Source organism: Bradyrhizobium sp. B097, assembly GCF_038957035.1.
In the GTDB taxonomy this organism is placed as follows: domain Bacteria; phylum Pseudomonadota; class Alphaproteobacteria; order Rhizobiales; family Xanthobacteraceae; genus Bradyrhizobium.
This window is the reverse complement of record NZ_CP152412.1, coordinates 1,891,298-1,916,687: the sequence shown is the minus strand read 5'-3', so window position 1 is coordinate 1,916,687 and position 25,390 is coordinate 1,891,298. Positions and strand designations below refer to the sequence as shown.

Sequence of the window (25,390 nt, the reverse complement as noted above, 5' to 3'; positions counted from 1 at the left end):
ATGAGATCAGGTCATCGCGCGTTGGCCCCTTGTTCGAGCACGATCTATTCGGAAAACCGCTTCGCGCTTTTCCGATTCATGCTTTAGCCAGCCTCCGACGCATGCTCGCCGAGCGCCCACTTCGAGAAGCGGATCTGGATGCCGTAAGGCGAATGCGCCTTCAGGATCTCCATCATGCCGTCGTAGGTCTCGGTGCGTGCCCAGTCCTGCTGCAACTCGAACGCGTACTGGCACGAGGTGATCGGAACCGCGCCGGCCTGCACGAGACGCTCCATCGAGCGGTTGTGGCACTCGATGGACAGGTCGCCGCATGCATCCGCCGGGATGTAGACCTCATAACCTTCCTTCAGCATGTCCAGCGCCGGGAACATCACGCAGGCCTCGGTCCAGAGGCCGCCGATCACGAACTTCTTGCGGCCGGTCGCGGCGACCGCCTTGCGGAAATTGGCATTGAGCCAGGAGTTCATCGAGGTGCGGTCGATGATGTCGTGATTGGGGAAGAGCTCGGCGACTTCAGGCATGAACGGTCCGGAGAACGAGTCCTTCGCAACCGTGGACAGCACGGTCGGAATCTTGAACAGCTTGGCGGCCTTCGCCAGGATCTGGACGTTGTTGAACACCACGAGGCGGTCGTGCGACTGGACGCCCTGGTACATCGCCGGCTGGTAGTCGATGAGCGCAATGGCGCTGTTGTCTGGGGTCAGCATGTCGAGTTTGGACATCGAGATTCTCCTTGAATTGACGATTGCCGGCCGGAGCGAATGACATCCAGCGTCCGTACGGCTTCGACTGTATGACCCGAGGCGCCGCCGCCGCTTGGACAGGTTGTTCGCTGCTTGGACGAAGTCGCGATGAAGGCTCGCGTGCGACAAAACTGCCCTTCGGAGCTTGCAGACGGCGCGCTCGGCCGAGACCGCGAGGCCGTGCAAACAGCGCCGAGGCCGTCCAAGCCAAGGGGGCTTCCATCGATGAGTTTGGCGGGGATGGCCCAACGCATCGGTGCGCGGCCATCGCCACCACAAAGGAGCAACTGATGGCGCTGCTGAAATTACGGGACGGTACCGACCTCTACTTCAAGGACTGGGGCAGCGGAAAGCCGATCCTGTTCAGCCATGGCTGGCCGCTCAGTGCGGACATGTGGGACGCCCAGATGCTGTTCTTCGCCAGTCACGGCTTCCGCGCCGTGGCGTTCGATCGCCGCGGCTTTGGCCGGTCGGGCCAGCCCTGGGAAGGCTACGATTACGATACGTTCGCGGATGACATCGCCGAACTCGTCAAGCATCTCGAGCTCACAGACGTCACCCTGGTCGGTTTCTCGATGGGCGGCGGCGACATCGTGCGCTACGTCGCGCGCCACGGCTCCTCGCGGGTGTCGAAGCTGGCGCTGGTGAGCGCCGTGACTCCCCTGTTCGGCAAGACGGCGGACCATGACGGTGTCGACAAGGCCGTCTTCGACGGCATCAAGGCCGGGCTCGCCAAGGACCGTCCGCAATTCCTGGATGATTTCAGTCCGCTTTTCTATGGGACCAACCACGGCACCAAGGTCTCCCAGGGCATTTTCAAGCAGACACTTCAGATCGGCTTGCAGGCCTCCATCAAGGCGACGATCGACTGCGTGACCGCGTTCTCCGAAACCGATTTCCGTCCCGATATGGCGAAGATCAACGTTCCCACGTTGGTGGTCCACGGCGACGACGATCAGGTGGTCCCGCTTCAGTACACCGGAAAGCGCGCGGCCGAGATGATCAAGTCCGCCACGCTCAAGGTCTATCCCGGCGCTCCGCACGCGACCGCCACGACCCACACGGACCAGCTCAACGCTGATCTGCTCGAATTCCTCAAGTCGTGACATTGGGTGAACACATGACCGACGCTCCCCTTCTCGAACCGAAAGACTGCGCGCTCCTGTTCGCCGACCAGCAGGCCGGGCTCGCCTTCGGCGTTAGCTCGATCGACCGGCAAGTCCTCCTCAACAACGTGGTCGCCCTGGCCAAGACGGCCACGGCGTTCAACCTTCCGGTCATTGCCTCGACCTCTGCGACGAAAGTCTACAGCGGTCCGCTGATGCCGGCGATCAGTGCGGCCTTACCTGGCATCGTCCCGATCGAGCGGCGCAACATGAACGTCTGGGAAGACGACAACGCGCGTGGGAAGATTCTCGCAACCAGCCGGCGGCGTCTCATCGTATCGGGACTGCTGACCGAAGCATGCGTCAGCTTCACCGTTCTATCGGCGTTGGCCGCCGGGCTCGAGGTCTACGTGGTCGGCGACGCCTGCGGAGGTCTCACCACGGTCGGCCATGACCTCGCGCTTCGCCGCATGGAGGCCGCGGGCGCACGGCCAACATCGTGGATCCAGGTGCTTCTGGAATTGCAGCGAGACTGGACCCGCCGAGAGACCTATGACCACGCGAGAGCCATCGTCGAAGCCCATGGCGGCGGATACGGGATCGGCTTGTCCTACGCGCGTGACATGATCCATCCTACCTAGGTTTCGGCGGAAGCCCTTCAGCCTTCAGAACGAGCCCTGCGCCAGGCGCCGGGGCTCGTTCCCACGCTGCGCGAGAAGACCCGGGTGAAATAGCTCTGGTCACCGAACCCGCAGATCAGCGCGATATCCGCCAACGGCAGCCTGGTGGTGGTCATCAGGCGCTTGGCCTCATCGATCCGGAGCCGGGAGAGATATTCGTGGGGAGCGATACCCGTGCTGCGCCGGAACGAGCGGGCAAAATGGCTCGGCGTCAGCCTGCACTCGGCCGCGACATCGGCGATCGTCAAACCGCTGGCGAGGCGGGCACGCATGATCTCCTTGGCACGCCGCTCCTGCCATGGCGCCAGTCCCCCCTCCTGAATGCCTTCGCGCGAGCTGAGATCACCGTAGGTCTGCGCGAAATGGGCGAGCAAGCTCAGTCCAAGCTGATCGACGAAGAGTTGATTGTTCGCGCTCTCCTCTTCGAGGGCGTTCAAGAGAACGTTTGAAAGCGTGGACAGATAGGGATCGCGCCGGTCACGGGTCCACTTCAGCGTGGAGATCGGCTTCGCGCTGTTCTCGTAGGCGAAGTCGTCAAGAGCGCGGCGCGGGATGTAGTACTGAAGCGCATCAAACGGGCCTCTGAACTCGCACTGCGGATTGTCGCGCAAGTCGATGACGCTTACGGTTCCCGCACCGAACGATCCGGAATACCTCTGGCGCCCGGCGAGCCAGCATGAGTGCCGGTCCAGATCGCCCAGTTGATGGAGGATGCTGAATGCAGGCTCCGACGGAATCGCCGCAGTCCGCTCACGAACAAATCGGGTACATGTCAATCGCGTGATGGCAAGCGCGAGCTTGCCGTGGCGATTGATCTTGCGAACGCAATCGCCTTCCATTCCGAGGTGCGAGGCGAGTCGACGGCCGTAGAAGCCGTCGGATGAAGCATCGGTGTCGTCCATCGGGGCCCCGTCGAGATTCTGCACACCGCGCCGATGGTTATTCCCCGCCCCATCGCATGGCCAGTAAATCGTTCCAAAAACCACAGCCGATGATGCGGTGTTGCCGTCAACCACATGGAATTTGCAAGGTTTTATTTGGCTGCGGCCTTCCGCCGCGAGAGAGTTGTGTACATCGATGAGACGAGGATTTGATGAACGGCAATTTGGCTCAATTCGGTGAGGATTTGTGCCTCCATTTGGCTCGCCTGCAAGTGAGCCTTGGCAACATCAACGGACTGTTCGCGGGGGGCGCCGCTGCTCGTGGCGCGGACTTCGCGAGCCGGACGCAAGAACTGCAGGCAGCCGTCAAGGAGTCCGCCGAACGCGCCGCAGCGCTTCGCGAGGCATTGCGCTCCGGCCTCGAACGCGACGCCACGCTTGCGCCCGAAACCCTGTCCAGATGGGTCAGCAAGCGGCAAACCGCGCAGCTGCACGCCCGTGCCGATCTGATCGAGCAGATGGCCACGGTCGCGGTGGAATTGGCGGCACTGTCCACGGTCGAGGCCGAACGCCTCACCGTGACCGCGATCATGGCCCGCCGGCAGGCGATTGCCCTTCAGGTCGAGCGCGAAAACAGCTATGACGTCCTCGTTCGCGCGGATCCTTGAGGGGATGGACACCCTCCGGGCTGTGGCGTAGTGAGGTCCTTTGAGAAGGCCCATGGCTGACTGAAGGATGCCCGACCGCAACGACAGACCAGAGCGTACGTTTCTATTCGGACCGTTTCGCCTTTCCACCTCCAAACGAATCCTGCTCGAGGGCGACCGCGTCATTCGCCTCGGCGGCAAGGCGATCGAGATCCTGATCGCGCTCGTCGAGCGCGCGGGCGAACTGGTGAGTAAGCGCGAACTCGTCGAGATCGCCTGGCCAGATACATTCGTCGTTGAAGCGAACCTGACCGTCCAGGTGGCGGCGCTTCGCCGCGCGCTTGGCGAGGACGATAACGCCAACCAGTATATCGTCAACAGTCCCGGACGCGGGTATCGCTTCGTTGCGCCGATCAAGGTGCTCGAAGAGGAGCGCCCCGCCATTGATCAGCCGGCGATGCAGACGGCTCACAACCTGCCGGCGCAACTGAACCGGCTGGTCGGACGCGCCGAAGCGCTTCGCTTGATGCAGCAAAAACTGACCGACAGTCGCCTGCTGAGTATCGTCGGACCGCCGGGCGTCGGCAAGACATCTGTCGCGCTTCGGCTGACGGAAGCGATGTTGCCGCAGTTTCGACACGGCGTGTGGCTGATCGACCTCGGCTCGATCACGGATGCCGCGTTGATTTCGAGCGTCATCGCGGCCGCCCTTCCGATCGACGCCCGTTCGAGCGACGTACTATCCGGCATCGCGGCGGCGTTGCGTTACAAGAGCCTCCTTCTGGTATTCGACAATTGCGAGCATCTGATCGACGGGGCGTCGGCCGCCATCGGCGAGCTGCTGCGCGGCGCCGGCAGCATCAAGGTGCTGACCACGAGCAGGGAGCCGCTCCGCGTCGATGGCGAACAGGTGTTCCGGCTCGCTCCCCTCGAGGTGCCTCCAATCGGTGTGTCCTTCGGACCGAAGGACGTGCTGGGCTATCCGGCAGTTCAGTTGTTCGTGGAGCGGGCGGCAGCGATCGTCAACGATTTCGAGCTTACCGATGCCAATGCCGGTTTTGCCGCGCAGATCTGCCGCGAACTCGACGGCAACCCGCTCGCGATCGAGGTCGCGGCCGCGCGCGTCGACGCGTTCGGCGTCAACGGGCTGGCCGCCCGGATCGAGGACCGCGTGCACTTGCTCGCTGATGCGCGCCGCGGCACGCCGGCGCGGCATCGTACGATCGCGGCAGCCCTCGACTGGAGCTATCAGCTGCTGAGCGAGCGAGAGCGATACGTTCTCCGCTGCCTCGGCATTTTCGCCGGCAGCTTCACGCTGGAGGCCGCCGTCTCCGTGATTCCGGCAGCTGAGGGCGCCGACACCGCATCGATCCTCGCCGATCTGGTCTGCAAATCGCTGGTCTCGGTCGACATCGGCTCCGAGCGCGCCCGATTTCGGCTGCTGGAGATCACCAAGGCGTTCGCGCTTGCCAAGCTGGTCGAACAATCGGAGCGGAACGAACTCGCCGGCCGACTTGCGGCCTGCGTCACCGAAATGCTCTGCAGATACGCCGACGGCCCGAAACAGGTGCAAACCCTTAGGGACGCGGTCCAGGAACTCGACAACGTGCGCGGAATCCTGGACTGGGCGTTCTCGACGGACACCCACGCGCAAGCGGGCGTTGCGCTCGCGGCCGCCGCCGTGCCCGTGTGGCTGGAGAATTCGCTGCTGACGGAATGTATCGCTTGGACGACCAGGGCGATCGACGCGCTCGATCCGGCGATCGAAAGCGAGCGCAACGAGATGGTCCTGAAGGCGGCTCACGGCCTCGCCGTGATGTTCACCCAGGGCATGACGGGCCAGTCGCGCGACGCGCTGAACAGGGCAATCGAGCTTGCGGCACGCCTGGGCGACCGGCAATGGGAGCTGAGGGCGCGGTTGGGCCTGATCGTGTTCCTGCATCGGCGCGGCGACTTCAAGGGCGCGCTGGAAGGGACGCAGAGGATCGAGACGCTTGTCGCTGACGCCGACGAGCCGGCGGCGCTGGCGATGACGAAAAGCGCGAAGAGTGCGTCGCTGTTCTTCCGCGCCGAGTATGCGACGGCCCTGGAACTCGCGCGCGAGGCCCACGAGTACTTCCGAACTCATAGCGACGTCTCGCAGATCGGCCGATGGGGACTGAACCACTCGGTCTATGCGCAATGCGTGATGGCACGGGCCCATTGGAATCTGGGACGCTTCGATCGAACTGTTCGAGCCTGCCTGTCGGCGCATTCCGAAGCGGAGGAGACCGGCAATCCGACGTCGATCTGCCAGGCACTCAGCTGGTGCGGGGTTTCGTTGTTCCTGAGCCTGGAGGACCTCGACAGGGCTGCTTGCGCGATACAGCGGTTCAGGCAGGTGGCTCAGGATAACGACATCCAAAGCTACGTGTTTTCGTCGATCGGTTTCGAAGGCAGGCTGCTGTTCCTGCGCGGTCAGATCGAACCCGCCGAGAGATTGTTGCGAGAGGCGCTCTCGAAGCTGAGCGGCGCACAATACGAAAACGTATCGATCCCATTTCTCGGCCGCCTCGCCGAGGTGCTGGCGGCGGACGACCGGCCGGAAGAAGCGCTGCTGGCGTCCGCGGAATGCCTGGAGCGAACCAAAGCTACGGAGGCGCTCTGGTTGCTGCCGGATTCGCTGAGAATCCACGGCGATGTCCTGGCTGCATTGCAGGGACCCGACTCGGAGCCGGCCGAAGACCATTTGCGCGAGGCGCTCGAGGTTTCGGAACGGCAAGGCGCCCTCGGATGGGAGCTTAGATCGGCCGAGAGCCTGTCAAGTTTCCTGCGTCAACAGCGCCGAAATGAAGAGGCTTCAGCGGTCCTGGAACGGACGCTCGGAAAATTCGCAGAGGGCTTCGAAACCGTCCCTTTCCGGCGCGCAAGGGCGATGCTCGACGAGTTGCACAATCGCAAGCCCGGCTAGCTCAGCGGGGGCAGGATGTTTTGCAGCTCCAGACGACGCTCCTCGAGAAAGCTCGGCAATCTAAGACCCTCCCCGAGCTGATCGCGCGGCTCGTCGACCGCGAAACCGGGCCCATCGGTTGCGATCTCGAAAAGCACGCCGCATGGCGCCCGGAAGCCGATCGCAGTCAGGTATGTTCTCTCAATCGGTTCGGTCACGGCGATGTCGTGCCGTCTCTGAAGCTTCCGGATCATCTCGGATTGATCTTCAGTATTGGCCGCGCGGAAAGCGACATGCCTGATCGTGCCGCCACCAAGGCGGCCCCGCGACGACGCGCCCACCATCCGCAGCGTCAGCGTGCCTCCAGGACCGTCATGTGCGATGAACCGGATCGAATCATCGGCCTGCGAAACGCGCCTGAAACCCAGCACGTCCTGGAGGATATCGATCGTGGCGTCCTCCGCGCGGACGTTCAGGGTTACCTCGTTCAACCCCATGACCGCTCGAAAGGCATCGCTGCGCCCGGCTTCGCGACGATCCTGCGCCGCTTCCGCCAGAGCAAGCGTCGTTCCGTCCGGATCGGCGAAGCAAAGCAGCGGCTCGCCAAATGGCGAATGATCGAACCGGCACGCGACGTTCGCGGCCTTGAGCCGCTCCGACCACCATTCGAGCGATCCGGCCGGCACACGAAGGGCGGTCTGCACGACTTCGCCGACCCCAACCAATCCCTTCGCGACGCATCGCCATGCCAGGGTGCTCAGCACCGTTCCCGGGCTGCCAGCGTCGTCGCCATAGTAGAGATGGTAACTGCCCGGGTCGTCGTAGCAGACCGTTTTCTTGACCCGTTTCAGACCGAGAACGCCGGCATAAAAACCAGCCGCGCGCTGCACGTCATCAATGATTGTCGTGACGTGATGTAGTCCACGAGATGGCGAGCACGATCTGTCTGGTTCGGCCACGATATGCGCTCACCGTTGCCTTGCTGAACAGTAGTAAAAAGAACCCGTCATAGCCGATACGCAATCCTCGATATGGCGATCCAAATCGCACACGAACGCAATTCCTCGTCCCCGCTCCCGCCATCGGCAGGTGCAGCTGTCTGATCGCTCATTGAGGCCGATACCGGTCGAAATGTCTTGGATTTTCGCCCGATCACGTGGCGGGCCAGACGGACTTGGGAGCCACAACCGGCAGCATCCTCACGTTCAACCTGGACGCAATCGTACAACTGCGCGCCAGGATGTGCAATCAGCGGGATTTGTTTTGGATCAACATCGGAACAAGATCGAGCCCGCCCAGCGAGCTCATGTGCACGCGCGCCGGCCGGGACATGCACGTCAAATTGAGCGCTGTCGCCTCGGCATCGCTCGCCGCCCACACCGGTCAGGGATCCGATCACAATGGACGACGCCGGACACGGTACGATCGTCGCGCACAAGATCAATGCGTATTTTGCGGAGCAATGGATCCCCGCGAATTACACGAGGTCCTGCGGCGCTAGCTGCCGGCGCCAATCTTGCGAACAGCCCAACCGAAGGTGAACAACATGGCAGGTCTCTTTCGTCCCGCAGCGCTCGGCGACCTCAGTCTCCCGAACAGGATCGTCATGGCACCGATGACGCGTTCGCGCGCCGACGAACATGGTGTCATCAATGGTTCCGCCGGCGAGTATTACGCGGCGCGCGCCGGCGCCGGCCTGATTGTCAGTGAGGGCATCAATGTAGGACCGATGTCCAACGCCTTTGATCGAACACCCGGCCTGTGGACCGATGCGCAGACCGAGGGCTGGAAAGCGGTCGTCGAGCGGATCCACAAGCAAGGAGGCCGGATTATCGCGCAGCTCTGGCATGCCGGCCGCGCCAGCGCGCGCGGTCTGCTGTCCAACAAGCAACCGCTGTCACCGTCGGGCGTGAATGACGATCTGGAACAGCTGCAGGTATGGGCGCTGCTTGCCAACGGCGCCTATGTGCGCGTCGCGGCCACGTCGTCGCGTGCGATGACCACTGCGGAGATTGAGGCCGTCGTGGACGAATTTCGACGGGCGGCGGCCAACGCCGTTCGCGCCGGGTTTGACGGTGTGGAGATTCACGGCGCCAACGGCTATCTGGTTCACCAGTTTCTGTCACCGACGATCAATCTGCGAACCGATCAGTATGGCGGAAGCATCGAAGCGCGCTCCAGATTGCTTCTCGAAATTGTTGCGGCGATCTCCGACGTCATGCCGCGATCGCGGATCGGACTGCGACTGTCGCCTTTTGCCGATTACAACAGCACGCGGGATCCGAAGCCGAAGGACACCTATGGCGGGCTCGCGCTCTGGCTCCAGACCGCGGGGCTCGCCTATCTGCACCTTGCGGACACCAACGCGTGGACCGGAGCGCCGGACTACGAGCGAATGCTGGCGATATTTCGCGAGCACTATCGTGGGCCTCTCATCGTCAATGCCGGCATCACGCCCGAGCGGGCCGCCGACATCGTCAATTCCGGCGAGGCTGACGCAGTCGCGTTCGGCCGCCTCTTTCTCGCCAACCCGGACCTCCCGGCGCGAATACGAGCTGGCGGTCCCTACAACTCGCCACAGCCGATCGGGATCTATGGCGGGTCGGATGAAGGGTATCTCGACTATCCGAGCCTGGCGTCCATTGACGAGGAAATCGCTCGAGGAGAATAGTGCTGACAGGTGGCGGCAGGAGGAAATTGGGTAAGTCCAGGCGCTAACATAATCAACGCCGGTAGGCGATACGAGTGTTGTGAGCTGGAAGATCTCCTCGCGCGCAATTTTGGTGAAGCCGTTGGCTGCCCAAAGTTGACTGATCCGGGTAATACAGACCAAGGAAGCATCGTTTCTCAGAAGTCGACTACAACCTCGCCGAGACCCGCCAAGCGCGCACGGGCGCTGGTGCGTTCTTTTGCGAAGACCATGCCGGTGCACGAGCCGGTTGTGACGATGTGGCCCGGTGAAAGAGGCACGCCTCGGTCCGCACAATGGCGAATGAGCCAGCGCAGCAGACGCCAGATGTCGCCTGCCGGATTGCCTCCCGTCGTTTGCCGGCTGATCTCGTCCCCGACGGAGAGATGCGCCTCGACGCCCCTCAAATCGACGGAGGGAAGGCTAACTGTCGAGGCTGGTCCGAGCAGTAACGCGCCGTGGCTCTGCAAATCCGCAAGCTGGGCCAAGGCAGCGCTATTCTTCCAATTCTCAAGACGCGTCTCGACCACTTCGATGGCGGGATACGCGGCGTCGAAGGCGCGTGCCAGTTCGCGGTCGGGCAACGCGGCATCTTCAGCCGTGAGAGTTCGCCCGACCCGGAGCGCGACTTCCACTTCAACACCGCGCAGGCGGAATTCCGGACCAAGTCGCGCGCCGGAGGTGAGCAGACCCGATGCAGGCAGCGGCGCGCAGATGGGCTCGGCCTCGGGGCCCGACGCCCCTACCTTCCAGCCGCCGGACGGGCCGATCCGGGAAAGCGTGGCATCCTGGATCGCGTAGGCGCCGGCGCGATCCAAAGGGAGAATGTCACGCCACGAGACCGGCCGCCCGCTGTTTCGGGCCGTGACCAACCGGTCCGCCGCTTCACCCGCATGACTCACGGCGTCCTCCCCACGGTGAGGCTGGGCTCCGGCGACAGGCGGACATAAGGAAAGTTCCGCTCATATTCCCGACCCAATGCGAGCACAGCGGCGTCGGCCCCCTTCGGGCCAAGCAACTGGAAGCCCGTCGGTAGCGCCGATACCCGTCCGCAAGGTATCGCGAGCGCCGGCAGGCCAGCGGCATTGGCGATCGCGGTGAAGACGGCGTGTCCCCGCGGCCCGGCCGCCTGTCCGGCGATCGTCTCAGGGTAGGGACGGTCGGCGGGCCAGGGCAAAGCCGCGGTGGCGGGCGTGAGGATCGCGTCATGGGAATCGAAGAGCTCATCCAAGCGCCGCTTGAGCTGCTGAATCGCACTGGCAAGATTGAACAGTGCGGTAGCTCGCGCCGAGCGGCCCTCTTGCAGAGTAGCGCGGGCCGCCTCGCCGCACATCGTCTGGTCCGGTCGCGCCCCGCGGCGGAGGCCGAGTTCAGGCCAGTGTGCGCCATCTTCAAACAGCCATGCCAGACCGATCGCGGAAAGCTGCGGCCACAAGCTGTTGATCTCGTCGGAGAGGTCGAATGACGGTGGACACTCGACGAGGTGTCCCATCGCTTCGAAGCATTGGGCCGCACGCTCGACCGCATCGGCGATGCCAGGATCGACGGGCGCGCCCGAAAAGCGCGGCACATACAGGATTCTGGCCTTTTTCGAAGCGGCGGCGAGCGGTTGCCCGGCCAGTATCTCCGTGAAGTTGGCAACGTCCGCAACACTTCGCCCAATCCCGCCCACCACCTCGTGGTCAAGAAATATCTCCGGTAAGCCACCGCGCCGCTTCACGAGCCCGGCTGACGGCTTGAAGCCGACAAGGCCGCAATGGGAGGCCGGCCGCCGTATTGAACCGCCGCCGTCGGTCGCCAGCGCCAGCGGTCCGCAGAAGGCAGCAACGGCGGCTGCCGCGCCGCCCGAGGAACCGCCTGGTGTCAGCGACAGATCGAGGGGATTGAAGGTCGTGCCTTTCAGGGCATTTGCGGTAAAGCCCTGCATCGCGAACTCCGGCAAACTGGTCTTTGCGAAAAGCACCGCGCCCGCCGCCCGTATCCTGGACACCGGCTCCTCGTCCTGCGCCGCGACGAAGCCGCGCATCAGCGCGCTGCCCCATGTGGTCGGCATGCCAGCGGCATGCAGATTGTCCTTCACCGAGACCGGGACCCCGTCGAGCGGGCCAAGCGGCCTCGCCTCCGCCCAGCGCCGGCCGCTTGCCTCTGCCGCCCCCAGCGCGTCGGCCTCGCTGAAGTGCAAGAAGGCGTTGAGCGAAGAGTCGAAATTCCGTGCGCGATCCAGACAGTCTTCAATGACGTCGACCGGCGTGAATGCGCGCTGCGCATACCCCTGGATCAATTGCGCGGCATCGAGATGCCAGAAATGGGTCATGCGGGGACTGCCGTTCCAGGAGCCGGTTCAGGGCGCAAGCATGTATCACGCGCCAATCTTGTATACAACGATGACGCATCCATGCAAGAATGAGCCTTCGTTCGAGGCAAGTGATGACTTCCGCCCTGCAGATCAGCGACCGCTTGTTGGACGCCATCCTGGCGAAGAAACTGGAGCCAGGCAGCCGTCTCGGCGAGCAGCAACTGGCCGAGTTGTTCGGCTGTAGCCGCACCATCGTGCGCGAAGCGCTGGTGCGGCTCGAAACACGAGGCCTCGTTTCGGTCAGCGCCCGCCGCGGGTGGTACCTGCTGGAGCCGACGGAGAAACAGGCAGGGGAAGCGTTCGAGGCCCGACTCGTGATCGAGACCGGACTGTTGCGTGGTGCCGGTCCGCTCGGCGAGGCGGAACTCAGGCTTTTGCGGGATCACTTGCGGCGTCAATCGAAGGCGATAAAGGGCTCTGACATCGGACTAAGGAGCTTCATTCTGGGCGATTTCCATGTTTGTCTTGCCCGCTGCCTCGGAAACGAACTTCTTGCCCAGACTCTGCGCGATCTCACCGTTCGCACGGCGCTGACCGCCACACACCACCAGACGCAAAGCGAAGCCACTCGATCTTTCGACGAGCATGTCGGAATCGTTGCAGCCCTGGAGGCGCGGGACATGTCGCTTGCCGAAAGGCGCATGGGCGTCCATCTCCGCACCTGGAAGGAAAAGCTTCGCCTCACCCCCGGCAGCGATCCGCTGGCGACGTTGCGGCAGGCCCTGTCGCCGATCGACCACATGGAACAAGACTTGCATACAAGACGAAGCAGGAGACGGCCCATTAAGCGGGTCGCCGGGCCTCTTCGATTCAGTAAGGAGAAATCGTGATGCGGTTTTTTAGATGCAGTTTGTCGATCGGCTTCGCCGCCATTCTCTCGGTATTCGCCGCCCCGGAGGTCTTCGGACAGACAGCGCTCGACGGCATCGTTCGCAGCAAGGCGGTCAGGATTGCTATTCCAACGGACTTCCCGCCCTACGGTTTCGTGGGCTCCGACATGCAGCCGCAGGGTCTCGATATCGACATGGCGCGCCTGATCGCCGGAAAACTTGGGGCGACGCCGGAACTGATCCCGGTCACGACCGCCAACCGTATCCCCTATCTTCAGACCAGGAAGGCCGATTTCGTCATCTCGACGCTCGGCAAGAATCCCGATCGCGAGAAGGTCATCGACTTCACCGTCGCCTACTCGCCGTTCTTCATCGGCGTGTTCGCCCCCAAGGCAACGGAGCTGAAGGGACCCGAAGCGCTGGCTGGGAAATCAATCGCAGTGACGCGCGGTTCGGTGGATGATGCCGAACTGACAAAGGTCGCGCCTCCGACCGCCGAGGTCCGCCGGTTCGAAGACAACAACGCCACGATTTCCGCCTTCGTCGCCGGCCAGACTCAAGCCGTCGCCACCAGCGCGCAGGTCGCCGCGGCGATGATCACCAAGAACCCGCAGCTCGGCGCCGAATACAAATTCCTTCTCAAGGACAGCCCGAACTTCATAGGCATCGGCAAGGGCGAGGACGCGTTGCGCACCAAGCTCAACGAGATCATCCTCGCGGCCAAGGCCGACGGCACCCTTGAGGCCCTCTCGCGGAAATGGCTCGGCAGGTCCACCGGCGACCTTCCGGAGTAAGCCCGGCCGTGGTCGATCTCGATTTTGGGGCCATCCTTGTCGACTGGCGCATGCTCGCCAAGGGCGTTGCATGGACGCTTGGATTGACCGCGATTTCCGCAACTGCGGGGATTGCGCTGGGCGTTGGATGCGCCTGGGCGCGCATTCACGGGCCGGTCTGGATGAAGGCCGTGACGGGTGCTTATGTCGAACTGTTCCGCAATACGCCGTTCATCGTGCAGCTCTTCTTCATCTTCTTCGGCCTGCCAGCCATGGGCTTCCGGCTGTCGCCGGAAGCCGCGTCGATCCTCGCGATGGTGGTCAATCTAGGCGCTTATGCCACCGAGATCATCCGCGCCGGCATCGAGGCGACGCCGCGCGGCCAGGTCGAGGCCGCACTGAGCCTTGCGCTGTCGCGCATGCAAACCTTCTTTCACGTCGTGCTGCCGCCGGCGCTGCGCAAGGTTTGGCCCGCACTCGTCAGCCAGATCATCATCGTCATGCTCGGCTCATCCGTGTGCGGTCAAATCTCCACCGAGGAGCTGAGCTTTGCCGCCAATTTGATCCAGAGCCGCAACTTCCGGGCGTTTGAGGCCTTCATCGTCGCAGCTCTGATCTATCTTGCCCTGTCGATAGCCCTGAGGCGATTGCTCAATTGGCTTGGCCCACGCTTCCTGTTCGGAGATTGAGGGCATGGTCGAATTCACGCTGTGGGATATTTTGCGCAACCTGCTGCTCGCCGCGCGCTGGACGGTGGGCCTGTCGCTGATTGCCTTCATCGGCGGAGGTTGCGTGGGGTTCGCTCTTTTGATTGCCCGCCTGACACCTTCGCGCAGTGCGCGCCGCCTCGTCAGCCTCTATGTTCAGCTTTTCCAGGGCACTCCGCTTCTGATCCAGCTCTTCCTGGCCTATTTCGGCCTGGCGCTGCTCGGCATCCAGACCTCGCCCTGGACCGCCGCGGCGCTGGCGCTGACCGCCTATACCAGTGCCTTTCTGAGCGAGATCTGGTTCGGCTGCGTCGCCTCCGTTCCGCGCGGCCAATGGGAGGCCGCCCGGAGCCTGGCCCTCAATTTCTGGGAGCAGTTGCGTCACGTCATCCTTCCTCAGGCGCTCACCATCGCGGTGCCTCCAACCGTCGGATTCCTGGTCCAGGTCATCAAGGGCACGGCACTCGCCTCCGTGATCGGCTTCGTCGAACTGACCAAGGCCGGAGGCATGATCACCAATGCAACCTTCAGGCCCTTCACAGTCTATGCCCTGGTCGCGCTGATCTATTTTGCCCTGTGCTATCCCATCAGCCTTACGGCCCGCGCTCTCGAAAGGACGCTCCATGCCGCCCATCGTTGAGATCGCCGCGCTTTACAAATCCTTTGGGGAGACACAGGTCCTTAGAGGGGTCGACCTGAACGTAAACCAGGGAGAGGTGATCGCGATCATCGGCAAGAGCGGTTCGGGTAAATCGACACTCCTGCGCTGCATCAACGGGCTGGAGCGCTTCGACAGCGGCGCGATCCTGGTCAACAACAAGCAGATCGATCACGACAGCGCGGCTGCGATGCGTGAGCTGCGCCAACAGGTGGGGATGATCTTTCAGAGCTTTAACTTGTTTCCCCATTTGACTGTCGGACGCAACATCATGCTGGCGCCGAAGCTCGTCAAGAAGCGCACCACTGAGCAAGGCGAAGAACAGGCGCGCGCGCTGCTCTCGCGCGTCGGTCTGGAGGAGAAATACGACGCCATGCCCGACCGCCTGTCGGGCGGCCAACAGCAGCGCGTCGCTATTGCACGCGCGCTTGCGATGGAACCGGCCCTGCTGTTGTGCGACGAGATCACCAGCGCGCTCGATCCGGAGCTCGTCGGCGAAGTTCTACGCGTCGTCGAACGCCTCGCCAAGGATGGCATGACGCTGATGATGGTTACCCATGAGATCGGCTTTGCGCGCAAGGTCGCCGATCGCATGATCTTCATGCATCAGGGCAAGGTTCATGAGATGGGACCACCCGACGAGCTCTTTGCCAATCCCAGGACACCCGAGCTTCGACAATTCCTATCATCGCTCCACAATTGATGGTCGTCGGTTGCGTTAGCGTGTTGCAACCCATCCTGCCTGCAAATCGCCGATGACCGCCGCAAGGCCCGCCCCAACGGCGCGCTATTCGAGGCGCGCGCGTGGGGGCACTGCTCTCCCGCTACACCATCATGAGGGACGCGCCTTTTGCAAGCAGAGCGGTCCGGAGGTTGCCAGGGACCAAGTTTCTTGCTGACTTGCCCGATGCGCCACACCAGACCGCGTCTCGCGCCGCTACTCCCGATCTTCGGTGGCTGCGCGGGCTTTTGCTCTCGTCCTAAGCCCCGCATCGTCGCTCCCACCACTCGGTAAGCTCGTCTCGGAAGACGAGGTCGATCGGGCGCATGCGACGTGTCACGACGAGAAAGCTTCGTCCCTGCTCGCTGAGACGCCTGAGAGCGTTGTTCAACGTGTCGTGAACCGAACAGTAAGCTACGTGTCGATCTAACGCCACCTCGCCGATTGCCTGATCGAACGCTGTCCGACGATGCTGGGAAATCGCTGCGATGAGGCTCGCCTCGCAGACTACGCCAGAGAAGGTGCCGTCCGCCCGGATGACCATTGCTGCCTTGTGGTCCAACTCCACGAGGCGTGCGACGGCAGAGCGCACGGAAAGAACTGCAGGCATGATTGGCGTCGGCCGCTTACGAATGACAAGAAGCTCGCCTATGTGCATGGGCGGTTCTCCTCAGCAAGATGAGCATCTTCTCATCGCGGATAGCCACCCGCGCCATTGCGATCAGTAGTTGCGGTAACGCCTCCTCACTGCGGAGGCGGCTCAGGTCGCGCCAGTCAGTCTCTTTAGCCAACCCGTCGCGGCCGTACCGGCTTGCTCGGCCGGTTCTGCGGGCCCTCCGACCACGGTTGCAAATGATGCAAAGAATTCTCCCGCGAGCTTCCTGGCGGTAGAATCAATCAGCCGTGCGCCGAGCTGGGCGAGCTTGCCGCCGATCTGGGCGTCGACCTCATAATGGAGCACCGTGACTTCGGGGCTCTCCGGCTCGAGCCGTACCGCGGCTCCGCCCTTGGCGAAGCCGGCGACCCCGCCGGAGCCTTCGCCTGAAATCCGGTAGCTGTTGGGAGGATCGAGATCGGACAGCGTGACCTTGCCGCTGAAGGTCGCCTTCACCGGCCCAACTTTGAACACGACAGTCGCGGTCATTTCAGTGGGGGAGGACATGTCGAGCGACTGACACCCGGGAATGCACTGCTTCAGGATATCGGGATCATTGAGCGCGCCCCAGACCTTCTCTTGTGATGCCGGAATACGCTGGCTGTCATTCATCTGCATATCGGAACTCAGCTCCTTGCAACGGGGTTGGCGGCGCGCCGGCCGCGGCGGCGCTCGACGGTGATTTCGGCGAGGATCGACATCGCAATCTCTTCCGGGGTGATGGCGCCGAGATCGAGGCCTGCCGGCGCCTTGACGCGATCGATCGCGGCAGCCTCAAGGCCTGCGGCGATCAGCTTGTCGCGCAGCGCAGCCATCTTGCGACGGCTGCCGACAAAGGCGTAATAGGCCGCATCGATCGTCAACGCATGCTTGAGCGCAAGCTGGTCGCCCTTGCCCTGCGTCGACACCACGACGAAGCGGCGGGCGTCAGTGAGAAAACGCGGCGCGAAGCCGTCGACGATGACGTGAGCATCGGGCGCAGCAACGATGTCTGCCGCCGGTGCGGCGAGGGTCACGTGGTAGCCGAGCTGGCGCGCCTGCGCGGCCAGCGACAGCGCGACCGGGCTCGCACCAAGGATGACCAGCGACGGGTGCGGCAAGACGGGCTCCACGAAAATATCCATCGTGCCCTTGCTTGGGCACATGTTGCTGGCGAACCGCACTCCGTCCTTGCTCTCGCCGGGCCTGACCCCAAGCTCGGAGAGCAGGTTTTCCGGCTGCACCGAGACCATCCGCGGCTCGCCGTCGGCCAGCGCGTCGCGCGCGGCCTTCAGCACCGCGCCCTTGGCGCAGCCGCCGCCGATCCAGCCCGCGGCAATGGTACCATCAGGCCGGATGATCGCCTTCGCACCGGCCTTGGCCGCCGTCACCGATACCGTGCGCACCACCGTCGCCAGCACGAAGGCCTGCTCGGCCGCCTTCATCTGCGCGACCAGGTCCATCACCTCGACATGCACGCCCATCTCAAAGCCTCGCAAGATAAGGTTCGAGCGCGGTCAGGCTCGCAAGCGTGTTGGCCGGCGCGTACAGATCAATATACGGCAGCGCCGCCTTGATGCCGCGCGCCTCGGGCGCGTAGCCCTGCCATCCCATCATCGGATTGAGCCAGACGATGCGGCGGCAGCGGCGGCCGAGCGCAGCCATCTCGCGGCCGAGCAGCGCGGCCTCGCCGGTCTCGTAGCCATCGGACACGATCATCACGCAGGTGCGCGAATGGATCACGCGCGCCGCATGCCAGCGATTGAAGGTTTGCAGGCTCTCGCCGATCCGGGTGCCGCCGCCTGTGCCCTGCGCCATGATCGAGAGGCGGTCAAGCGCGCGGCCGGCATCCCTTTCCTTCATCGCGTCGGAGACGTGGGCAAGGCGCGTATGGAACAGGAATGCCTCGGCTTCGCGGAACTCATCGAGTACACCGTGGATGAAGCGCAGAAAGACACCCGTGTACATGCTCATTGAACCGGAGGCATCGAGCAGAACCACCAATCGCAGCGGCTTCGGCTTGCGCTGCCGCTTTACGAGGCTGATCGGCACGCCGCCATGACTAATATTGCCGTGAATGGTGCGGCGCAGATCGAGCCGGGCGCCACGCCGCCGCGCCAGATCGCGCCGCGTCAGCCGCGTCCGCATCGCGCGCGCCAGTTGCGCAGCCGCGAGGTGGGCTTGCGCGACCTGCTCGGAATCGGCCATGTTGCGGAAATCGACCTCGGCGAGATTTTCCGTGCGCGAGGCGCCTTCCGCGCGTCCCTCGCCCGAAAGCTCATTCTCGGTCCCATCTACCGACGGCACCTCATCCATCGCCGTCTCAGCGCCCGCGCGAGGCTCAGCCGGCTGGTTCGGCAGGCGCTTCAGCGAAGGATTGTTCGCCGCCTTCGCAACACCCGTGACGACCGAGCTCGACCGCACCCGCTTGCCGAGCCAGAACGCATCAAAGATGCCGTCAAACTTCTCCCAATCGGATTTGCGTGCCGAAAAGAGATGCTTGAAGGCCGAGCGGAGCAGGCCCGGCCGCGCCGCATAGCCGGCGGCTATCAGCGCGGCGGCATCCTGACCCTCGGCGAGACCGACGGCGAAGCCGCCGTCGCGCAAGGTCCGCAAGAACGTCGCAAGCCTAGTCGAGACGAGACGGGACACCTCGTTGATATCGTCGAAATCGGGAGATGCGCCGCAGCAGCTCATGCAACCTTCCCCAACAAACGTTCGCTAACCTCGCGCGTCACCCGCGCCTTGTCCTCCTGCGTCTTGAGCAGGCACATCAGGGTTTCGTGCACGGTCTCGGGCGCATCGTGCAAGTCTTTCACGTCAAGCCCGACCAGCGCCGTCGCCCAATCCAGCGTCTCCGCGACGCCCGGCACCTTGCGGAGTTCCTCCTTGCGGACGCCCTCGACCATGCGCGCAATCTGCAGCGCCAGCGAGGCGCCGGCGCCGTCAATACGCGCCATGATGATGCGCGCCTCGCGCTCGACGTCGGGGTAGTCGACATAGTGGTAGAGGCAGCGCCGGCGCAGCGCGTCGGAAAGTTCGCGCGTGCCATTCGACGTCAGCACGACATGCGGGATCGCGGTCGCCTTGATCGTGCCGAGTTCGGGGATCGAGACCTGGAAGTCCGACAACAGCTCCAGCAGGAACGCCTCGAACTCGTCGTCGGCGCGGTCTATCTCGTCGATCAGCAGCACTGGCGGCCTGTCACGGCGGATCGCCGCGAGCAGCGGCCGCTCCAAGAGATACTTCTCCGAGAAGATCCGGTCCTCGACCGCATCGGCATCGGCGCCACGATGGGCCTGGATCGACAGCAATTGGCGCTGGTAGTTCCACTCGTAGAGCGCCGCCGATTGGTCGAGCCCCTCGTAGCATTGCAGGCGGATCAGTTCGGTCGCATGCACGGCGGCTAGCGCCTTCGCCACTTCGGTCTTGCCGACGCCCGCCTCGCCTTCCAGCAAAAGCGGGCGCCGCAACAGCTGCATCAGCGAGATCGCGGTCGCAAGCTCGCCGTCGGCGATATAGCCGGCGTTGCCGAGTGCTTGCGTGATGTGGTCGCGGGTCTTCATGGTGAAGCGAACACGCCGAGGTTCTTCGCCGCCTGCCAGTTTCGCCAAAAATCATGCGGCATCTGGATGTGAGTCGAGCCGAGGAACGAGAACGCGTCGTTGACAGCGTTGGAGAATGCCGGCACGCCGCCGACATTCGGGCTTTCGCCGACGCCCTTGGCACCGATCGGATGGTGCGGCGACGGGGTGACGGTGAAGTCGGTCTCCCAATGCGGCGTCTCGACCGCGGTCGGCATGAAGAAGTCCATGAACGAGCCGGTGACCACGTTGCCCTCGGCGTCGTAGCGGATCTCCTGCCCCATCGCGATCGCGAAGGCCTCGGTGAGGCCACCATGCACCTGGCCCTCGATGATCATCGGGTTGATCCGTGTGCCGCAATCGTCGAGCGCATAGAAGCGCTTGACCTTGTAGACGCCGGTGTCGACATCGATGGTCATGACGCAGATATAGGCTCCGAACGGATAGGTCATGTTGGGCGGATCGTAATAGCTTACCGCCTCCAGCCCGGGCTCCATGCCGGGCGGCACGGAATTGTACGCGGCCCAGCAGATGTCCTTCATCGACATGACCTTCTCCGGCAGACCCTTGACGCGGAAGCCGTCGATGTCCCACTCGAGATCGTCTTCGTGGACCTCGAGCTTGTAGGCGGCGATCATCTGCGCCTTGGCCTTGATCTTGCGCGCAGCCATCGCAATTGCGGCGCCCGCGACCGGCGTTGAGCGCGAGCCGTAGGTGCCGAGCCCGTAGGGCGCGGTGTCGGTGTTGCCCTCCTCGACCATGATGTTGTCGGCGGGGATCCCGATCTCGGTAGCGATGATCTGCGCCCAGGTTGTCTCGTGACCCTGGCCCTGGCTCTTGGTGCCCATCCGCGCGATGCCCGCACCGGTCGGATGCATGCGGATCTCGCAGGAATCGAACATGGCGATCCCCAAGATGTCGCAGTTCTTCGACGGGCCGGCGCCGACGATCTCGGTGAAGAAGGAGACGCCGATGCCCATGATCTCGCGGGTCTCGCCGCGCTTGAACGCGGCACGCATCGTCTCCTGCTCCTTGCGGAGCTCGGCGTATCTTACCGTCTCCATCGCCTTCTTCATCGCGGTGGCGTAGTTGCCGGAATCGTATTCCCAGCCCAGCGCCGAGTGATAGGGGAACTGCTCCGGCCTGATGAAGTTCTTCAGCCGCAGCTCCGCCGGATCCATGCCGAGCTTCTGCGCCAGGATGTCCATCGCCCGCTCGATGCAATAGGCCGCCTCGGTGACGCGGAACGAGCACCGATAAGCGACACCGCCGGGCGCCTTATTGGTGTAGATGCCGTCGACCGAAAGATGCGCGGTCGGGAAGTCATAGGAGCCAGTGACAATGTTGAAGAAGCCCGCCGGCCATTTCGACGGGTCGGCGCAGGCATCGAACGCGCCGTGATCGGCGAGCACGTGGACGCGCAACGCCGTAACCTTGCCCTCCTTCGTCGCGGCAATTTCCGTGGTCATGTGATAGTCGCGGGCGAACGAGGTCGCGGTCAAATTCTCGATACGGTCCTCGACCCATTTCACTGGCTTGCCGGTGACGATGGAGGCGACAGCCGCACAGATATAACCGGGATAGGCGCCAACCTTGTTGCCGAAACCGCCGCCGATGTCAGGCGATATCACATGGATCTTCTGCTCGGGCAGTTTCGCGATCAGCGCCACCACGGTGCGGATCACGTGCGGCGCCTGGAAGGTGCCCCAGATCGTCAGCTCGCCCTTGATCTTGTCGAAGGAGCAGACGCACTGGCAGGTCTCGAGCGGCGACGGATGGGTGCGGTGATAGGAGATCATTTCCTTGATCGTCACCTCGGCCTTCTTGAAGGCGGCGTCCGTCAAATCCTTGTCGCCGACGGTCCATTCGAAGATGTGGTTGTGATGCTTGCGCGGGCCGTGCGCACCCGCGATCTTGCCGGCGAGATCCTCGCGCAAGACCGGCGCATCCTTGTCCATCGCCTTGAACGGATCGATCAGCGGCGGCAGCGCCTCGTACTCGACCTTGACCTTGTTGATGCCGTCGTCGGCAGCGTAGCGGTCGGTCGCAACCACGAAGGCAACTTCCTGATTCTGAAACAACACCTTGCCGTCGGCGAGCACCATCTGCACGTCGCCGGCGAGCGTGGGCATCCAGGCGAGGTTGACGGTCTTCAGCGTCTCCGCGGTGATGACCGCGAGCACGCCCGGGACCTTCAGCGCCTCCGTGTCGTCGATCGATTTGACGCGCGCATGGGCATGCGGCGAGCGGACGAAATCGCCATGCAGCATACCCGGCAGCTTCACGTCGTCGACGTAATTGCCCTTGCCCTGGGTGAAGCGGATGTCCTCGACCCGCTTACGCTTGCAGCCCATACCTTCGAGCGCGGCGGTGCGTTGTTCCCGCGTGGGAGTCATGTCGTTCATTCTGCGGCCTCCCGGAATTCCACGCCGTTGATCTTGGCGGCGGCGTATTGAATGGCTTTGACGATGTTCTGGTAGCCCGTGCAGCGGCAGATGTTGCCGGAAATGCCCATCCGGATTTCGTCTTCGCTCGGTGATGGGTTCTCCTTGAGAAGCCGCTGCGCGCGCATGATCATGCCCGGCGTGCAGAAGCCGCATTGCAAGCCGTGCATCATGCGGAAACCTTCCTGCAGCGCGGAGAGCGAGCCGTCGGCATTGGCTATCCCCTCGATGGTCGTGATGTCAGAGCCGCTGGCCTGCACCGCGAACATGGTGCAGGATTTCACGGACATGCCGTCGATATCGACGGTGCAGGCGCCGCAATGCGTGGTCTCGCAGCCGATATGGGTACCGGTCATCTGCAAATTCTCGCGGATGAAATGCACGAGCAACGTGCGCGGCTCGACGAGGCCTTCGACCTCGGCGCCGTTCACCTTCATGGTGACGTGCGTTTTTGCCATCTGTCCCTCCCCTAGCTGGCTTTGGCTGCGGCGCGCTGCAACGCGCGCGTGACCATGATTCCGCCGACATGCTTGCGGTATTCGACCGGGCCGCGCGCATCGGCGGCGGGGGCCATGATCGCTTGCGCGGCTGCAGCGGCCTTCTTCAGGGTGGCCGCATCGAGGCTGGTGCCGATCACCGCCTTGGCGGCCGCATCGGCCAGCAACGGGGTTTCCGACAGATTGGTGAGCCCGATCGCACAGGTCGCGACCTTACCGCCGGACATGGTCAGCACCACCGCAGCCGCAGCGGTGGCGTAGTCGCCGACCTTCCGCTTCAGCTTCTCATAGGCATAGCCATGGCCGGCCGCGGGGACCGGAATCGAGATTGAGGTCAGAAGTTCACCGGGTTCGATCGCGGTGAAATAGGCTCCCTGATAGTAATCGGTTGCCGCAACCTCGCGCGCGCCGTCCGGACCGTCGAGATGATAGGTGGCCCCCAGCGTCATCATCAGCGCCGGCATGTCGTTGCCGGGATCACCGTTGGCGACGTTGCCACCGACGGTGCCGCGGTAGCGCACCTGCGGATCAGCAATGAGGAGCGCCGTTTCGTGCAGGATCGGGATGGATTTGGTGATCTCATCGGAAGCCAGCAACTCGTGCTGGGTGGTCATGGCCCCGATCACGACGTTGTTGCCGTCGCGGCGGATGCCTTTCAGCCCGGCGACGTTATGCAGGTCGACGAGATGCTCCGGCGTCGCCAGCCGAAGCTTCATCATCGGAACCAGGCTGTGGCCGCCGGCGAGCGGACGGGCCTCATCGCCAAGCGTCGAGAGCAGTTTGACCGCGTCGGCGACCGTCGCCGGCCGGTGATAGCTGAATGGGCCAGGTATCATGGGTCTCCTCCGTTCGTTCTTTGGCGCTTGGGAGGCGCGGACGTTGGGAGGGAGGCTGTTCCCGGTTGTTTTCGTGCGCAATCGCGGGGGCACAAAGTCGGGAAATGCGCACGAGTCGCGGAATTCCGCGCACGAAATGCGTCAGCGTTGGGGACCTAATACATGGCTGAAGCTAGGCGTGTCGCCGGGCGAGGCCCAATCGCGCCTTCACCTCGGCGATCTTGGCGCGGCTGACCGGCACGCGGTGCGGCGACGGGCCGTCGAGTTCGATGATCGCGCCGTCGCCTTCCTTGCGGACGAAGGTGACGTGGGGGATCGCGACGATATGGCTGCGGTGCACCCGGACGAACAGGCCGGGGTCGAGCTGGGCTTCGGCCTCCGAGATCGACCACGGACACATCCGCTCCCGGGTGCCGTCATGGACCTTGGTGTAATGGGCGTCGGCCCGCACGCTCCTGATATCGGCGGTATCGATGAAGTGGGTGCCGTCGGCGCCTTCGACCGGCAGCCGGGGCGCGGGTGCGACACGGGGCGGCTGGCCGATGCCGCCGAGCGGAGTCGGCCGCAGCCGCGGGCTGGTGGGCGCGCCGCTCGCGTCCGCCGACGGCACATTGGCCGCGAGGCGGTCCGGGTCCGCAACGGCGGCGACCATATCGGCCGTCGGCCCGGCCTTCTTACGCGGGTCGGGCACCAGCGACAGCAGAAAACCGGCCGCGATCACGAAGCAGAGCAGCGCCACCACCAGCGACAGCATTTGCGACGATGCGGCCAGTCCCTCGATGTGATGATGAGATCCCTCCGACGGCGCGACCAGATGCATGCCGGCCATCGCGGTATAGTGCATGCCCGACACGGCGACCCCGAAGGCGACCGCGCTCAACGCCAGTTGCACGCCGCCTTGCCGCGCCAGGAAGGCGCGCAGGCCGCCATAGGCCGTGACGATCGCGATTGCGACCGACAGCACCACCATGGCGCCGTCATGCGCCATGGCAAAATCACCCGACAGCCCGTGCATGCCGACATAATGCATGCTGACGATGCCGAGCCCGAGCAGGACCGCCGACGATGCCACTCGTAGCATCGACGGCTCGCCGATGCTGACAAAGAATAACGAGATGCCGACCACCAGCGCGCAGATCAGGAATGAGACGATGGTCGGAAGCACCAGATAGACGGTGCCCGCCGGCAATGGCGCCGCCAGCATGCCGACGAAATGCATGGTCCAGATGCCGACGGCGAGGAAAAATGCTGCGCCCGCGAGCAACACGCGATGGCTCGCATCCGGCGTGCCGCGGATGCGCGCAGCCAAGCCGAAGCCGGTGTATCCTCCCAGGATCGCGATCACCACCGAGAGCGCGACAAGATAGGGATCGTGTCCTTCGAACATGATCGTCTCGGCCTCCCCGTCCTCACGGGCAGGCCTCCTCCCACCGCCGAGTTTACAGGCGCGGCGGCGGAAATTACAATCAATCGATCGTGGCGCGCTGAACCGGCCGGAAGATCGGAAGCGACAAAAGCTCTTCAAAACCTGATCGAGCGGGTCGTTCTCTGCCCTGGCCCCAAGGCGGCGAAATGCACGCGACACTGTATGGCGAATTGGGCACGATCTAGGACCACGGAAAGTCGGTGGTTGCGCCGATAGGATTTGAACCTATGACCTTCACGTTATGAGCCT

General features: G+C 63.6%; 24 protein-coding genes. 10 read left to right on the top strand and 14 right to left on the bottom strand.

Annotation, left to right across the window (positions count from 1 at the left end; translation table 11 throughout):
- Nucleotides 1-83: 83 nt before the first annotated feature.
- On the bottom strand, nucleotides 84-722 hold the full coding sequence (locus AAFG07_RS08835; RefSeq protein WP_342713089.1) for a hydrolase: 639 nt from the start codon (nucleotides 720-722) through the stop codon (nucleotides 84-86).
- A 311-nt stretch (nucleotides 723-1,033) separates the two neighbouring features.
- On the opposite strand from AAFG07_RS08835, the gene AAFG07_RS08830 reads away from it, so the two are divergent.
- The gene (locus tag AAFG07_RS08830) at nucleotides 1,034-1,849 is read left to right on the top strand and encodes an alpha/beta hydrolase (RefSeq protein ID WP_342726923.1); all 816 of its coding nucleotides are present in this window, start codon (nucleotides 1,034-1,036) and stop codon (nucleotides 1,847-1,849) included.
- Nucleotides 1,850-1,863: 14 nt separating this feature from the next.
- Complete coding sequence (locus tag AAFG07_RS08825; RefSeq protein ID WP_342726922.1) at nucleotides 1,864-2,490, top strand: hydrolase; 627 nt, start codon at nucleotides 1,864-1,866, stop codon at nucleotides 2,488-2,490.
- A gap of 17 nt (nucleotides 2,491-2,507) precedes the next feature.
- On the opposite strand, the gene AAFG07_RS08820 is transcribed toward AAFG07_RS08825, so the two are convergent.
- Entirely contained in the window at nucleotides 2,508-3,431 is a 924-nt protein-coding gene (locus AAFG07_RS08820) for an AraC family transcriptional regulator (protein WP_342726921.1), read from the bottom strand.
- 191 nt (nucleotides 3,432-3,622) lie between these two features.
- On the opposite strand from AAFG07_RS08820, the gene AAFG07_RS08815 reads away from it, so the two are divergent.
- Nucleotides 3,623-4,078: a hypothetical protein gene (locus tag AAFG07_RS08815; protein WP_342726920.1), complete on the top strand. Its 456-nt coding sequence runs from the start codon at nucleotides 3,623-3,625 to the stop codon at nucleotides 4,076-4,078.
- A 67-nt stretch (nucleotides 4,079-4,145) separates the two neighbouring features.
- On the top strand, nucleotides 4,146-7,007 hold the full coding sequence (locus AAFG07_RS08810) for a winged helix-turn-helix domain-containing protein (protein ID WP_342726919.1): 2,862 nt from the start codon (nucleotides 4,146-4,148) through the stop codon (nucleotides 7,005-7,007).
- On the opposite strand, the gene AAFG07_RS08805 is transcribed toward AAFG07_RS08810, so the two are convergent.
- On the bottom strand, nucleotides 7,004-7,945 hold the full coding sequence (locus AAFG07_RS08805; protein ID WP_342726918.1) for a ring-cleaving dioxygenase: 942 nt from the start codon (nucleotides 7,943-7,945) through the stop codon (nucleotides 7,004-7,006). The genes AAFG07_RS08810 and AAFG07_RS08805 overlap by 4 nt on opposite strands.
- Nucleotides 7,946-8,532: 587 nt before the next feature.
- On the opposite strand from AAFG07_RS08805, the gene AAFG07_RS08800 reads away from it, so the two are divergent.
- Entirely contained in the window at nucleotides 8,533-9,657 is a 1,125-nt protein-coding gene (locus tag AAFG07_RS08800) for an alkene reductase (protein ID WP_342726917.1), read from the top strand.
- 176 nt (nucleotides 9,658-9,833) lie between these two features.
- On the opposite strand, the gene AAFG07_RS08795 is transcribed toward AAFG07_RS08800, so the two are convergent.
- Nucleotides 9,834-10,577: a fumarylacetoacetate hydrolase family protein gene (locus AAFG07_RS08795; protein ID WP_342726916.1), complete on the bottom strand. Its 744-nt coding sequence runs from the start codon at nucleotides 10,575-10,577 to the stop codon at nucleotides 9,834-9,836.
- On the bottom strand, nucleotides 10,574-11,989 hold the full coding sequence (locus AAFG07_RS08790) for an amidase (RefSeq protein ID WP_342726915.1): 1,416 nt from the start codon (nucleotides 11,987-11,989) through the stop codon (nucleotides 10,574-10,576). Before AAFG07_RS08790 ends, AAFG07_RS08795 begins: the two co-directional genes overlap by 4 nt.
- Nucleotides 11,990-12,102: 113 nt before the next feature.
- On the opposite strand from AAFG07_RS08790, the gene AAFG07_RS08785 reads away from it, so the two are divergent.
- The 5 genes from AAFG07_RS08785 to AAFG07_RS08765 are packed head-to-tail and all read left to right on the top strand — an operon-like array spanning nucleotide 12,103 to nucleotide 15,702.
- The gene (locus tag AAFG07_RS08785; protein ID WP_342726914.1) at nucleotides 12,103-12,861 is read left to right on the top strand and encodes a GntR family transcriptional regulator; all 759 of its coding nucleotides are present in this window, start codon (nucleotides 12,103-12,105) and stop codon (nucleotides 12,859-12,861) included.
- Nucleotides 12,861-13,655, top strand: a complete 795-nt coding sequence (locus tag AAFG07_RS08780) for a transporter substrate-binding domain-containing protein (RefSeq protein ID WP_342726913.1) — start codon at nucleotides 12,861-12,863, stop codon at nucleotides 13,653-13,655. Before AAFG07_RS08785 ends, AAFG07_RS08780 begins: the two co-directional genes overlap by 1 nt.
- A gap of 50 nt (nucleotides 13,656-13,705) precedes the next feature.
- A complete protein-coding gene (locus tag AAFG07_RS08775) occupies nucleotides 13,706-14,323 on the top strand; it encodes an amino acid ABC transporter permease (protein ID WP_224924800.1) in 618 nt (205 codons plus the stop codon).
- Between the two features lie 4 nt (nucleotides 14,324-14,327).
- Nucleotides 14,328-14,981 carry an amino acid ABC transporter permease gene (locus tag AAFG07_RS08770; protein WP_342726912.1) on the top strand — a complete coding sequence of 218 codons (654 nt, stop codon included), beginning with the start codon at nucleotides 14,328-14,330 and terminating at the stop codon, nucleotides 14,979-14,981.
- Nucleotides 14,965-15,702, top strand: coding sequence for an amino acid ABC transporter ATP-binding protein (locus AAFG07_RS08765; protein ID WP_342729093.1), 738 nt, complete (start codon nucleotides 14,965-14,967; stop codon nucleotides 15,700-15,702). The genes AAFG07_RS08770 and AAFG07_RS08765 overlap by 17 nt, the downstream gene beginning before the upstream one ends.
- A 277-nt stretch (nucleotides 15,703-15,979) precedes the next feature.
- Here the strand turns inward: AAFG07_RS08765 and AAFG07_RS08760 are convergent, their stop codons facing one another.
- The 9 genes from AAFG07_RS08760 to AAFG07_RS08720 all read right to left on the bottom strand — a co-directional run bounded on the left by AAFG07_RS08760 (nucleotide 15,980) and on the right by AAFG07_RS08720 (nucleotide 25,102).
- A complete protein-coding gene (locus AAFG07_RS08760) occupies nucleotides 15,980-16,378 on the bottom strand; it encodes a hypothetical protein (RefSeq protein ID WP_298367039.1) in 399 nt (132 codons plus the stop codon).
- Nucleotides 16,379-16,480: 102 nt separating this feature from the next.
- A complete protein-coding gene (locus AAFG07_RS08755; protein WP_342726911.1) occupies nucleotides 16,481-16,993 on the bottom strand; it encodes a carbon monoxide dehydrogenase subunit G in 513 nt (170 codons plus the stop codon).
- A gap of 8 nt (nucleotides 16,994-17,001) precedes the next feature.
- Nucleotides 17,002-17,838, bottom strand: a complete 837-nt coding sequence (locus AAFG07_RS08750; protein ID WP_342726910.1) for an XdhC/CoxI family protein — start codon at nucleotides 17,836-17,838, stop codon at nucleotides 17,002-17,004.
- Between the two features lies 1 nt (nucleotide 17,839).
- A complete protein-coding gene (locus tag AAFG07_RS08745) occupies nucleotides 17,840-19,051 on the bottom strand; it encodes a VWA domain-containing protein (protein ID WP_342726909.1) in 1,212 nt (403 codons plus the stop codon).
- Complete coding sequence (locus AAFG07_RS08740) at nucleotides 19,048-19,920, bottom strand: MoxR family ATPase (RefSeq protein WP_342726907.1); 873 nt, start codon at nucleotides 19,918-19,920, stop codon at nucleotides 19,048-19,050. Before AAFG07_RS08740 ends, AAFG07_RS08745 begins: the two co-directional genes overlap by 4 nt.
- Entirely contained in the window at nucleotides 19,917-22,343 is a 2,427-nt protein-coding gene (locus tag AAFG07_RS08735; protein WP_342726906.1) for an aerobic carbon-monoxide dehydrogenase large subunit, read from the bottom strand. The genes AAFG07_RS08740 and AAFG07_RS08735 overlap by 4 nt, the downstream gene beginning before the upstream one ends.
- Nucleotides 22,340-22,840: a (2Fe-2S)-binding protein gene (locus AAFG07_RS08730; RefSeq protein WP_342726905.1), complete on the bottom strand. Its 501-nt coding sequence runs from the start codon at nucleotides 22,838-22,840 to the stop codon at nucleotides 22,340-22,342. The genes AAFG07_RS08735 and AAFG07_RS08730 overlap by 4 nt, the downstream gene beginning before the upstream one ends.
- Nucleotides 22,841-22,851: 11 nt before the next feature.
- Entirely contained in the window at nucleotides 22,852-23,715 is an 864-nt protein-coding gene (locus tag AAFG07_RS08725) for a xanthine dehydrogenase family protein subunit M (RefSeq protein WP_342726904.1), read from the bottom strand.
- A gap of 172 nt (nucleotides 23,716-23,887) precedes the next feature.
- Nucleotides 23,888-25,102: an MHYT domain-containing protein gene (locus AAFG07_RS08720; protein ID WP_342726903.1), complete on the bottom strand. Its 1,215-nt coding sequence runs from the start codon at nucleotides 25,100-25,102 to the stop codon at nucleotides 23,888-23,890.
- Nucleotides 25,103-25,390: the final 288 nt, after the last annotated feature.

Excerpts from the sequence above, each read along its gene's own strand:
- AAFG07_RS08740 (WP_342726907.1), bottom strand. The coding sequence starts at position 19,920 with ATGAAGACCCGCGACCACATCACGCAAGCACTCGGCAACGCCGGCTAT.
- AAFG07_RS08785 (WP_342726914.1), top strand. The coding sequence starts at position 12,103 with ATGACTTCCGCCCTGCAGATCAGCGACCGCTTGTTGGACGCCATCCTG.
- AAFG07_RS08820 (WP_342726921.1), bottom strand. The coding sequence starts at position 3,431 with ATGGACGACACCGATGCTTCATCCGACGGCTTCTACGGCCGTCGACTC.
- AAFG07_RS08745 (WP_342726909.1), bottom strand. The coding sequence starts at position 19,051 with ATGAGCTGCTGCGGCGCATCTCCCGATTTCGACGATATCAACGAGGTG.
- AAFG07_RS08775 (WP_224924800.1), top strand. The coding sequence starts at position 13,706 with ATGCTCGCCAAGGGCGTTGCATGGACGCTTGGATTGACCGCGATTTCC.
- AAFG07_RS08790 (WP_342726915.1), bottom strand. The coding sequence starts at position 11,989 with ATGACCCATTTCTGGCATCTCGATGCCGCGCAATTGATCCAGGGGTAT.
- AAFG07_RS08720 (WP_342726903.1), bottom strand. The coding sequence starts at position 25,102 with ATGTTCGAAGGACACGATCCCTATCTTGTCGCGCTCTCGGTGGTGATC.
- AAFG07_RS08735 (WP_342726906.1), bottom strand. The coding sequence starts at position 22,343 with ATGAACGACATGACTCCCACGCGGGAACAACGCACCGCCGCGCTCGAA.
- AAFG07_RS08780 (WP_342726913.1), top strand. The coding sequence starts at position 12,861 with ATGCGGTTTTTTAGATGCAGTTTGTCGATCGGCTTCGCCGCCATTCTC.
- AAFG07_RS08810 (WP_342726919.1), top strand. The coding sequence starts at position 4,146 with ATGCCCGACCGCAACGACAGACCAGAGCGTACGTTTCTATTCGGACCG.
- AAFG07_RS08835 (WP_342713089.1), bottom strand. The coding sequence starts at position 722 with ATGTCCAAACTCGACATGCTGACCCCAGACAACAGCGCCATTGCGCTC.
- AAFG07_RS08760 (WP_298367039.1), bottom strand. The coding sequence starts at position 16,378 with ATGCACATAGGCGAGCTTCTTGTCATTCGTAAGCGGCCGACGCCAATC.
- AAFG07_RS08750 (WP_342726910.1), bottom strand. The coding sequence starts at position 17,838 with ATGGGCGTGCATGTCGAGGTGATGGACCTGGTCGCGCAGATGAAGGCG.
- AAFG07_RS08755 (WP_342726911.1), bottom strand. The coding sequence starts at position 16,993 with ATGCAGATGAATGACAGCCAGCGTATTCCGGCATCACAAGAGAAGGTC.
- AAFG07_RS08825 (WP_342726922.1), top strand. The coding sequence starts at position 1,864 with ATGACCGACGCTCCCCTTCTCGAACCGAAAGACTGCGCGCTCCTGTTC.
- AAFG07_RS08725 (WP_342726904.1), bottom strand. The coding sequence starts at position 23,715 with ATGATACCTGGCCCATTCAGCTATCACCGGCCGGCGACGGTCGCCGAC.
- AAFG07_RS08765 (WP_342729093.1), top strand. The coding sequence starts at position 14,965 with ATGCCGCCCATCGTTGAGATCGCCGCGCTTTACAAATCCTTTGGGGAG.
- AAFG07_RS08770 (WP_342726912.1), top strand. The coding sequence starts at position 14,328 with ATGGTCGAATTCACGCTGTGGGATATTTTGCGCAACCTGCTGCTCGCC.
- AAFG07_RS08830 (WP_342726923.1), top strand. The coding sequence starts at position 1,034 with ATGGCGCTGCTGAAATTACGGGACGGTACCGACCTCTACTTCAAGGAC.
- AAFG07_RS08800 (WP_342726917.1), top strand. The coding sequence starts at position 8,533 with ATGGCAGGTCTCTTTCGTCCCGCAGCGCTCGGCGACCTCAGTCTCCCG.
- AAFG07_RS08730 (WP_342726905.1), bottom strand. The coding sequence starts at position 22,840 with ATGGCAAAAACGCACGTCACCATGAAGGTGAACGGCGCCGAGGTCGAA.
- AAFG07_RS08815 (WP_342726920.1), top strand. The coding sequence starts at position 3,623 with ATGAACGGCAATTTGGCTCAATTCGGTGAGGATTTGTGCCTCCATTTG.